The sequence below is a fragment of the Companilactobacillus futsaii JCM 17355 genome, from assembly GCF_001435505.1.
Taxonomy (GTDB): Bacteria; Bacillota; Bacilli; order Lactobacillales; family Lactobacillaceae; genus Companilactobacillus; species Companilactobacillus futsaii.
Window position 1 is genome coordinate 1 of record NZ_AZDO01000126.1, and the last position, 11,039, is coordinate 11,039.

8 protein-coding genes, 2 tRNA genes and 1 riboswitch are annotated in these 11,039 nt (G+C 36.7%); of the genes, 8 read left to right on the plus strand and 2 right to left on the minus strand.

Annotation, left to right across the window (positions count from 1 at the left end; translation table 11 throughout):
- Nucleotides 1–93: 93 nt before the first annotated feature.
- The 4 genes from FC88_RS09220 (at nucleotide 94) to FC88_RS09235 (ending at nucleotide 4,302) form a co-directional block, all read left to right on the plus strand.
- Nucleotides 94–915, plus strand: a complete 822-nt coding sequence (locus FC88_RS09220; protein WP_057814927.1) for a WxL domain-containing protein — start codon at nucleotides 94–96, stop codon at nucleotides 913–915.
- Between the two features lie 106 nt (nucleotides 916–1,021).
- Nucleotides 1,022–2,113 (plus strand): DUF3324 domain-containing protein, encoded by a 1,092-nt coding sequence (locus tag FC88_RS09225; protein WP_057814929.1) that lies wholly within the window; start codon nucleotides 1,022–1,024, stop codon nucleotides 2,111–2,113.
- An 88-nt stretch (nucleotides 2,114–2,201) separates the two neighbouring features.
- Complete coding sequence (locus tag FC88_RS09230; RefSeq protein ID WP_057814931.1) at nucleotides 2,202–3,182, plus strand: WxL protein host-binding domain-containing protein; 981 nt, start codon at nucleotides 2,202–2,204, stop codon at nucleotides 3,180–3,182.
- 4 nt (nucleotides 3,183–3,186) lie between these two features.
- Nucleotides 3,187–4,302: a DUF916 domain-containing protein gene (locus FC88_RS09235; protein ID WP_057814933.1), complete on the plus strand. Its 1,116-nt coding sequence runs from the start codon at nucleotides 3,187–3,189 to the stop codon at nucleotides 4,300–4,302.
- 274 nt (nucleotides 4,303–4,576) lie between these two features.
- Here the strand turns inward: FC88_RS09235 and FC88_RS09240 are convergent, their stop codons facing one another.
- The gene (locus FC88_RS09240) at nucleotides 4,577–6,094 is read right to left on the minus strand and encodes a helix-turn-helix domain-containing protein (RefSeq protein WP_057814935.1); all 1,518 of its coding nucleotides are present in this window, start codon (nucleotides 6,092–6,094) and stop codon (nucleotides 4,577–4,579) included.
- Nucleotides 6,095–6,185: 91 nt separating this feature from the next.
- A riboswitch (Lysine riboswitch) is annotated at nucleotides 6,186–6,362 on the plus strand.
- A 176-nt stretch (nucleotides 6,363–6,538) separates the two neighbouring features.
- On the opposite strand from FC88_RS09240, the gene FC88_RS09245 reads away from it, so the two are divergent.
- The 4 genes from FC88_RS09245 to FC88_RS09260 all read left to right on the plus strand — a co-directional run bounded on the left by FC88_RS09245 (nucleotide 6,539) and on the right by FC88_RS09260 (nucleotide 10,007).
- Complete coding sequence (locus tag FC88_RS09245) at nucleotides 6,539–7,987, plus strand: amino acid permease (protein ID WP_057814937.1); 1,449 nt, start codon at nucleotides 6,539–6,541, stop codon at nucleotides 7,985–7,987.
- A gap of 445 nt (nucleotides 7,988–8,432) precedes the next feature.
- The gene (serS, locus tag FC88_RS09250; protein WP_057814939.1) at nucleotides 8,433–9,722 is read left to right on the plus strand and encodes a serine--tRNA ligase; all 1,290 of its coding nucleotides are present in this window, start codon (nucleotides 8,433–8,435) and stop codon (nucleotides 9,720–9,722) included.
- A 64-nt stretch (nucleotides 9,723–9,786) separates the two neighbouring features.
- Nucleotides 9,787–9,859 (plus strand) — tRNA-Asn (locus FC88_RS09255).
- Between the two features lie 75 nt (nucleotides 9,860–9,934).
- Nucleotides 9,935–10,007, plus strand: a tRNA-Thr gene (locus FC88_RS09260).
- A 172-nt stretch (nucleotides 10,008–10,179) separates the two neighbouring features.
- On the opposite strand, the gene FC88_RS09265 is transcribed toward FC88_RS09260, so the two are convergent.
- Nucleotides 10,180–11,039, minus strand: an 860-nt coding sequence (locus tag FC88_RS09265) for a tyrosine-type recombinase/integrase (protein WP_235526927.1), incomplete at its 5' end; no start/stop codon positions are given.

The window sequence follows — 11,039 nt, forward strand, 5'->3', positions numbered from 1 at the left end:
CCTTTATGGGTTTTTGTGTCCACTAGTGTTCGGTTATATTTTACAATCTGCCAAAACAAAAAAATAATTTTTCTATATCAGGGAGGATATATCATGAAATTATCAAGAAACGTTCTAGTAGGATCATTAGCAACAGTAGGTATGGTATTAGGAGCAGTTGCACCAGCAGTTACAGCACAAGCTGCAACAACAACAGGTAAAGTTGGATCAGACGGTAAGGTTACTCAAACAGAATCCACTGATGTTGGTCAATTAGGAAGTGGAGATCCAGCAATTGCTTTTGATGGTGGCGATGGTTCAACATATGGTACAGCAACAGCAAATTCAAATGCTAACGTTAAAGTTGTATCTGGAGTTTTAGTTCTTGATCAAGTTCCAGATTTTGGATTCGGTTCAGCAGCTTCAGATTCAACAGTTTCATTGAAGGATAATAATGCAACAGGTACTGCAGTTGACGGTAATAATAAGGGTGTTCTTTCAGTTATTGATGCTCGTTCAGAAACACCTGGTTTCACACTTTCAGCTAATTTGGGACAATTTACTGGTACTGACGGTGAAGCAGCCACAAATGGAAATCAATTTGTTCTTACATTAAATCCTGAAGAAATTTTTGATGGTAATGGTGAAAGTGCATCAACAACAGCTTCACCTATTAAGACATCAACGGCAGCTATGACATCAACAGGTGCAGCAGCAGATGGTAAGATTGTTATGCAACCAACTGCAAAATCATATAAAGTTGGTACTTTGAAGACAACATTTAGTGATGCAGATGCAGCAAGCTTGTATGTACCAAAGGTATCAAATAATGATGTAAAGAATCCATCAGTTAACTCATATCAATCAGTAATTACATGGACTTTAAATGCAAATCCAAAAGCAACTATTGGAACTCCTGCTACTCCTGAGGGTTAATTAAAAATTTGGTAGTATACCTAAAAAACCACTACTATTAGTAGTGGTTTTTATTTTATAATAGAGTTGCTTTGTAAGTCATTTTATACTTATTGGGAGGGTAATGATGAATAAAAAGAAATTCTTATTTTCTATGGTAATATCTTTTTGCATGTTTTTAATGGCTGTGATGAACTTTCAAACTAATATTAGTGCTGCAACTTCAGGCCAATATGCTTTAAAAGTTGGTGGAGAAAATACTGATAACGTTAATATTGATAATGGTAGTTATATGATTACTGGAGATCCAGGTCAAACTGTTGAAGTTAAGCTGCTTATTATAAATAAATCAAGTGATGCAAGAAAATTTGAATATAATGTTAACACTGCCTATACAACTAATGATGGTGGATTGGGATATGATAAAAGAAAAGTTACTGATTCAGCGTTGAAGATACAGACAGGAAATTTAGCTGATCCTAATCATGCTGTTATTAAAATTCCAGGTACAACAACGGCAACTGTGACGGCTAAAATTACTATACCTAAGAAAAAATATACTGGATATTTAATGGGTGGATTTAATGTAAGGCCATATAAAGAAAAGGCTAAAGGAACTGTTGCGTCAAATGGTACTTTAATTAAAAATAAATTTAGTTATTCGGTTCCAATTCAAATTCATCAAAAAAGTTCTGAGAACGCAGAGCCAAAATATTCTATTACTTCTGTTAAACCGGGCATACAGAATTTAGGTCAAAAAAAACATGGGGCGGTTTATGCCAATATTCACAACGCGTCTAACTCTTATTCTGGACAACTAGATTCAAAAGCAGTTGTTACAAAAAAGGGCGATAAAAGTTTTAAAATAACTGAAACAAAAAATGGTCAAAATATTGCACCTACATCAAATTACAATTATATGATTTCTTGGGGTAACAAAAATTTACAATCAGGAAATTATCATTTGAAACTAACATATAAAACAAGTGGTGGTTTAAAGAGCTGGATACTTGAAAAAGACTTCTCTATTACAAACAACGATGCTGCTAAATACAACAAATTAGCTGGTATCAAGCCTAACTATCTATGGCTATGGATTTTGCTAGGTGTTCTAGCTCTAGCAATCATTTTGGGCTTAGGTATCTACTTAGGTAAGAGAAATAATAATAACAATAATAATGGTAATTCTGGAAATACAACTAGAAGACGTCGCCGTTAATTAATAAATAAATATTAAGCTGTTCCAACAATTGGAACGGCTTTTTTAGTATCATAGAAGCATGCAGAGCTTTTAATTAGAGGTTATTATGAATAAAAAAGTAGTATGTTTAGTTTTTGGAATATTTCTTTCACTAGTGTCCTTCTTTTCGTTTGATAATTATGTAAAAGCTGATATTGATGGCTTAACTGTTACCCCTTTAATTGGGGATTCAGACGTTACTGATCGTTTCCAAATTATTGGTGATTCAAATTTAGAGAGAACGTTACAAATTTCATTGTCAAATTTTGGTATTAGAAAGTTACGCTTAGAGGTTGTACCAACTAATGCCACAACTTCAATGGATGGAAAAATAGTTTATACTGATGATGTAAAAGCGGGTCAGTATGGATTAAAGTATGCTTTTTCTGATATGGTTAAACCTCAAAGGGTAACGCTAGGTCCAAATAAGACCAAGGATTTAAAATTTAAAGTTAAGTTACCTTCAAAGAAAATTAACGGTTTGGTTCTTGGAGGTTTTAGCATACGTTCATTAGATAGCGCTGTGTCTGGAACTGCGGATGTTCCTGTTTGGTTAACTGATGATAACAAACCTGTCGGAGGAATATTGTCATTACATAATCTATCTTTAGATGTAATCGACAAAAAGCCCCACATAATAGTAAACCTCCAAAACAAAGAACCAGGGATGATGAAAAATGTTATCGTCCACGTAACAGTCAAACGCAAGAGTTGGCTTGATAGATTCAACTTAGGTCCCAAAACTATGTCGGCGGATCTCACATATCCTAAAGTAGCCCCAAATTCTCGTATTCCCGTTGACTTTGACCAAAATACGACTCCAATTCAAGCAGGGAAGTATGTCGTCAAAGGTGCAGCTCGAAGTGGGAAGGCTACTTGGACGTTCCACAAAACTTATACCATCACCCAAGATCAGGCTAACGACATTAACAAGCGTTGTAAGGGTCTGATCTATAATAAGACAACGACTTATATTTTAATCGTCTGCGTCTTAGTATCGTTGATTTTCCTAATTTTCTGGGCAATATGGCATTCAGGTAGGAGTTAAAAGTATGAAGAAACGAATAATTGTCTTTTTTTCCACATTATTACTATTAATTGCGACATTTTTACCTTTCGCGACAACAGTTAAAGCTGCACCTGATAAGTCTTATGCGATTCAGGCGATTTTACCAGACAACCAAATCAACAAAGACGAATCTTTCTTTGATCTCAAGGTTGAACCTAACAAAGACCAGACTTTGAAAGTTTTGATTGCCAATACTGGTAGTAAATCAATCACGGTCACGGCTGAAGTCAATAATGCTTATACGGCGGACTCTGGTGTGATTGGCTACGATAAGTACAATGCTCAATTGTACAAGTCAAAACTCCCATCTTTGACATCTTTAGTTGAGGGCAAACGTAAACAAACTGTCCATTTGGCTACTGGTGAAAATAAGACGGTTGAGTTCAAAGTAAAGTCACCCGATTCTGAATATGCGGGAATTATTTTAGGTGGTGTTACGACTACAGCTTCAGTTAGTCCCACGAAGTCTAAAAACATCAATATCAAGAATCAAGTTCGCTACGTCAAAGGGGTAGTTTTGCGCTCAAAAGACGATGGTGTCATGCCTGATATGCATTTGACTTCTGCTGCACCAAAAGCTGTAGCCGGATCAACAGGGATTGCATACACCTTGGACAATACAGCACCGATAAACGTCAATAAAGTGTCCCTGAAGGCAGAAATTACTAATGGTAGTAAGAAGACCAACTATAGTGCAGATAACCTGCAAATCGCCCCTAATTCGCAATTCGACTACTTCATTCCAGTGAAGAAGTTAGATGCTGGGACTTACAAGGCTCACATCACTTTGAAAAATGATTCTGGCTTTGAAAAATCGTTTGATTATAATATCACTGTCAAACAACGTCAAGTCGATAATGTCAATGATGCTGCAGCACCAAAAGAAGAATCCAACAATAAGCAATGGATTGGTATCATTGTAGGGATTATCGTCTTGATTGCCGTTGTAGTTTGGATGTACCTCTACTACTCACAACGTAATAAGGGTAATGGTCCAACTAAAGGTCGTGGCGAACTTAATATTAGAAGTACTAAGAAACCTGACAAGTCAAAAGATTCAAGATCAGGTAGTACTCGGTCAGAGCGTCATAAGAAATAAATAAAAATCGTCTTACTAATTTTGATTGGTAAGGCAATTTTTTTCGTAATATTTACATATAAGAGCTGTACATTTCACGTACAAAAAATTTCTAGAAGATGATCAAAAAACTGTAACTATGCGTGAAATTTTAAATGATTTTTAGATTTACAGCCTAGAATTTGAACAAAATAATAGCTCTATAAGAATGTTGTAAATTGCATTCTTATAGAGCTATTTTTATTTTTTATCGTAATTAATAAATAGAAGGACTTTTACGAACGGCAATGTAACACTACAATGCCTTTTTCTTCTTTTCTTCATCTTGTTTATTCTTGATCTTCTTAACGTAAACCTGATTCAATTGAATCAACAGCCAAATATAATCAGGACGCGTTGAAGAGATATCCCAAGGAATAACTTTCAAGTTGTCAGGATACTTCTTGCGTTCAATATCCAAAGGCAATACATCCATTGAAGTGATCAACACATCGACATCATCGAAAACATTGCTAGGAACGATTTCCACGAAGTCCAAAGTCCGGATATTTCTCAAAACAACTTCAGCGGTTTGATTACCGGGATCAATCAAGACTTTGACCTTGATAATATCTTCAGCACGAATAGTGGAGATATAACTAGGCAAAACTTGATATAGGTCTTTAGAAATCAACTCGGCGGCGTTGTAAATTCCAGGGAATTCGTTTTGGTCGATGTTAGAGAAGAAGGTGTAGACATCTTTGTACAAGTCAGTATAGTTTCTCTCGTTATTTTCATTAGGGTACATCGTATCCAAATGCATCAACGAGTAAGGTGCCATGATGTAGTAGAAGACGATATCACGCGTTACGTAGGTCATAATGTGCTTCAAAGTCTTCTGATTATGGTAGACCGACATGTCATCATGATAATGTTCCTTCAAGAAATCTATAAAGTGATAAACAAGCGCATAGAATTTCGGATTGATTCTGGCATTAGCGTTGATTGGTTGCTCAAATGAGGTATCGCTAGGTTGGAAGGCCGTTCTTCTGAAGAGATTGATCAACTTGTTTTCGTTGTCCAAAGCCATTACCGGTACGATTGGATAGTCTTCTTGTGTCAAAATATCTTCGCCCAGATTTTGTGTGCCAAAAACATCGCTGTAATATGGCAATTCGTCAATATAGTGACGTTTGATCAAGCGAATCCGAGAAATTGCTAGAAAATATTTTAATTGGAAATGAACGATTGGATTGTCGAAAGTAATATCAGTCCGCCCAATAATTTGGTCGATAGAACTTTCCTGAATCAAACTAAATGGCCATTCTTGCCCATGATACGTGTACCAATAGACGTAGTATGCCATCCAACGGATATTTTTTTCATTGCCCTTGATTTCAAGTGTCGAGTTGGAAATCTTGAGACCAAAGTTTTTGAGAAAAGCTCTGAATTTAGACATCCGACGATTTAAAGTGGACTTACTCGTAAAGTGTTCGTCACTAAAGCTTTCAAATGACGGATTGGCATTGGTCAAACCATAGTTGAAGGCCTGGAAAACGACAGAATTTTTTACCAAGAATAGTCGGTAAGTATCAATGGAAACTTTTCTGAAGTCGATTGACTCGATTTTTGTATCGCTAGGGTCAATGTCGGGAGCGACGTCAGCTAGATCTTCCAGTAATGCTTGAAAAATATTATATGTTTTTTGGTAGGTGAATTGCAGTCGATTACTAATGTTGCTTAGGTTTACTTCACGAGGAGGTAAAGATTTTATTACAGTAAGCATTTTGTATTTTTCTACGTCTTGCTTAACTAAGAAAATTTGCTCCAACATATGTCTTCCCCCGGTAACGTTTAATTAAAATAATTTAATAATAAATGAAACACTACTTGCTACTATCTTAACATTTATTTATAATGTTTTGTAATCAGATAGAGGTGCAATCTTTATTATTAGTATTTTGGAGTATGGATAGGGTACTTTGAAAAGATATGAAAGGAAAGTTTGCCGAAATCAATTATCCCTACTTGGTAATTTGGTTGGGCTGCTGCTTAATAGGTGGTAGACTGTCGATTTTAGAGAGTGGAGAACGGCGTTTAGGTTCTGAGCAAAAGCATATAGACCTGCCGTTCGTAACTCGTTTCCGCAATATTGCCGGCAAACGAAGATACTCTCTAATTCGTTGAGCTATTGATTAATGGGATAATTATAATCCTTATTGTCGGTAGTTCCTCTGATAATAAGGATTTTTTTTATATCCAAAAAGGGGAATGAAAGATGGAAAATAATGATGTGAATAGGTCGTTGAAGACCCGTCATTTGTCGATGATCGCACTTGGTGGGTCAATTGGAACTGGTTTGTTTGTGGCAAGCGGTTCCTCAATTTCAACAGCTGGTCCTGGAGGTGCCCTGATAGCTTATGTGGCTATTGGTATTATGGTTTACTTCTTAATGACTAGTTTGGGAGAAATGGCAACTTACATGCCAGTTTCCGGCTCATTTGCGACATATGCTACAAAATTTATCGATCCCGCTTTTGGTTTTGCGTTAGGTTGGAATTATTGGTTCAACTGGGCGATTACTTTGGCGGTCGATTTATCCACAATTTCTATAGTTGTAAAATATTGGTTCCCAAGCTGGACCTCATGGAAGATCAGTTTGACTTTTATGATTGTTCTATTGGTAATCAACTTTATCTCTGTAGGTTCGTTTGGTGAAACTGAATATTGGTTGTCATCAATCAAAGTTACCGCCGTTATCATCTTCTTGATTGTCGGTATCTTAAGTATATTAGGAATTTTAGGAAATCAAAACTTTGTTGGCTTGACAAATTATACATATAAGAAGGCACCTTTCGTTGGAGGCGTTCCGGCGATTCTGAGTGTGTTCGTTGTTGCCGGGTTCTCCTTCCAAGGTACTGAGTTGATCGGTATCACAGCGGGTGAATCAGCAACTCCTGAAAAGAGTATTCCTAAGGCTATCAAGCAAGTCTTCTGGAGAATTCTTTTGTTCTACATTTTGTCTATCGCCATTATTGGTGCTTTGATTCCTTATACTAGTCCAAATCTTTTGGGATCAGATGCCGGTGATATTGCTATCAGTCCCTTTACGATCGTCTTCAAGAAAGTTGGGATTCCACTAGCTGCCGGAATTATGAATGCCGTTATTTTGACTTCAGTTATTTCTGCAGCTAATTCAGGGCTATACGCTGCCAGTCGGATGCTTTGGTCAATGAGTAAAAACAACATGGCGCCAAAGGTTTTTGAAAAAACTAATGGTCGTGGTGTACCAGTCTTTTCACTTCTACTAACCGCTTTAGTTGGTGGGGCAGCCTTGTTTACTAGTTTGTATGGAGATTCCTTCTACGAACTCTTGGTTGCTGCCAGTGGTTTGACTGGATTCATCGCTTGGATTGGGATCGCCTTTTCTCATTATCGTTTCAGAAAAGCATACTTATTCAAGGGTTACAGTCTAGATGACTTGAAGTACAAGGCTAAGTGGTTCCCATTTGGGCCAATTCTAGCCATCATCCTAGGTATCATCATCATTATTGGACAAGATGTGCGTTCAATGGTTGATTTCAATATTGGTCGTCTCTTGATCAGTTATAGTGGTTTGATTATTTTGTTCGTATGTTGGATCTATTACAAGGTCAAACATAAGACGAAGTTCTTGAAGCTAGAAGATATCGATGTTGAAGCTACTAAAAATGGTGGTCATTACTAGTTGATATTTACAACATTTTAAATTATGATTAACAATGAATATAAAGCTAAGAGAGTGCCTACTCACAAACCTTTCAGAGAGACGATGGTCGGTGAAAATCGTCAAGGTTTTATTCCAGCATTCTGGCAACGGGTAATGCCGTTCGGGTTGATCCGATAAAATCTGAAAGTGCAGGGTATTGTTATACTCTGAAACTGGGTGGTACCGCGAATGGTCGATTCGTCCCTTTATTGGGATGTTTCGACCTTTTTTATATTAGAGAGCGGAACAAGGACGGTTAGCCCTTGAGGATTAGGACTACTATTGGGATTGCTTGCGAAGCAAGTGAGCGCAATAGTTGACCTAACCGGAGAGGGTTGTCCTTGTGTAGCTCGTTTCCACTATACTGCAGGAAACAGTTACCTAGGTAAATCGTGCAAGTTCACAAATAATGGAGGATGAATTTATGTTAGACATTAAGCTAATCAGAAAAGACCCTGAATGGATCAAAAATAAATTAGCTTCACGTGGCGTTACTAGTGAAGAAATCGACGAATTGCTTTCATACGATGAAAAACGTCGTGAATTGTTAGTTAAGACAGAAACTTTGAAGGAAGAAAGAAACAAGGTTTCTCAAGGAATTGCTAACAAGAAGCGCAACAAGGAAGATGCTAGTGATGAAATTGCCGCTATGAAAAAAGTCGGTGGCGACATCAAGAAGATTGATGCTGACCTTGAAGAGGTACAAAACAAGATGAATTATATCTTAGTTCGTCTACCTAACATTCCTGACGATTCTGTTCCCGTTGGTCCTGACGAAAGTACTAACGTTGAAATCAGAAAAGTCGGTGCCGTTCCTAAGGAAAACTTCAAGCCAAGACACCACTGGGATATCGGTGAAGAACTAGGAATCTTAGACTTTGAACAAGCTACCAAGGTTTCTGGATCACGTTTTGTTTACTACATTGGTATGGGTGCTAGACTTGAACGTGCTGTTTACAACTTTATGTTGGACCAACACCAAAAAGAAGGCTATACAGAAGTGATCCCTCCATACTTGGTAAACAATAATGCCATGTTTGGTACTAGTCAATTCCCTAAATTTACTGAAGATGTCTACACGGTTATGGTCGATGAAAACCCATTGACTTTGATTCCTACAGCCGAAGTTCCTTTGACAAACTACTTTGCTGACAAGATTTTGGATGAAAAAGACTTGCCTAAAAACGTTACAGCTTTGACACCTTGTTTCCGTTCTGAAGCCGGTTCTGCTGGTCGTGATACTCGTGGATTGATCCGTATGCACCAATTTAACAAGGTTGAAATGGTTAAGGTTTCAAAGCCTGAAGAATCATACAACGAACTAGAAAAATTGACAGCTAATGCTGAAAATATCCTTAAACAACTAGGACTTCCATATCACGTGATCGTTCTTTCAAGTGGAGATGCAAGTTTCAGTTCTGCTAAGACTTATGATCTTGAAGTTTGGATGCCTGCTCAAGACAAGTATCGTGAAGTTTCAAGTTGTTCAAACTGTCTAGACTTCCAGGCTCGTCGTGCTCACATCAGATATCGTGACGAAAATGGTAAGACAAGACTAGCCCACACATTGAATGGTTCTGGCCTTGCTGCTGGTCGTACAGTTGCCGCTATTTTGGAAAACTACCAAAACGAAGACGGTTCTGTAACAATTCCAGATGTTTTAGTGCCATATATGGGTGGAGTTACAAAAATTACTAAAGAAAATGCCAAATAGTTATTGACCTGAGGCTTATAAATTGATAAGATTTAATAGTTCTGTTAAAGAGCTATTGAATTATTCCGGATTAGCTCAGTTGGTAGAGCATCTGACTGTTAATCAGGGTGTCGTCAGTTCGAGTCTGACATCCGGAGTTATAAATACTTAGGAAATACCTAGGTGTCTCAATATATTACATCTAGTTCATTGAATTAGGTGTATTTTTTTAAGCCGTGTTAGCTCAGTTGGTAGAGCATCGGTATCGTAAACCGGCGGTCACAGGTTCGACTCCTGCACACGGCATTTGGATAGTTTCATATAGTTTCAACATAAAAATAAAAGTGGTTCTAAATGCTGAATTAGCAGTATTTAGAACCACTTTTTTGTTTTCGTCTAAAAAATAAATTCATAAAAATGCAAAACACTTTGCACAGCATTTTGCACACTAAAATAAGTGTTCACAAATCATGAACACTTATTTAAAAATATTATTTATTCTATTGTTTTCATTATTCAAAGTTTTTTCCATTAGGTGTGAATATACCTTAAGGGTCAATTGAGGATTTGCATGACCTATTCGATGGGATATGTATAGAAGACTAAAACTGTTTGCAAACAAATAAGATACGTGTGTATGTCTTAGATCATGAAATTTAATTTGCTTTTTTATTCCACATTTTTTTAATGTATCTTTGAGCATTTTATTACACGCTGTATTTGATGGAAGCTCCAGGTGGAGGTTTCTAAAAACAAAATTGTGAGGATCACTATAACTCTTTTGAGCATAATATGATTCTTGCTCTTTTTTTAATTCGACCAATTTTTTTACACATGTCTCGGATATTGATATTGTTCGATTTGATGATGCTGTTTTGGTTGATTTGAGTTTTTTAGCTTGAATAGAGTAGGCCTTGTTGAAAGTAACAGTCTTATTTTTGAAGTCTATGCAGTCCCAAGTAAGTGCCGATGATTCTTCGTATCTCGCTCCGCTTTCACATACAAAATAGATTTCAAAAAGAGAAGTATTTCTAAAGCTGGAATGATCTTTTGAATATGCAATGAGTTTTTCAAAGTCATCTGCTTCTAAATATTTTGCTTGACTATTTCTAGTTGGTTTACCAGCAATTAGCTTCACATTTCTGGTAAAGTCTTTAAAAATCAACTGTTCATCTATTGCATCAAGGCACATAGCTTTAATATATGAGTTCACACGTGTAACAGTTGCTTTTGCATGTTCACTACCATATTGATTAATAAACTGTTGATACTCACTTTTATTAATATCCGCAAATTGCAAGAACAAGTTAGCCACTTTGGAAAAATAAAGAAAAGTTA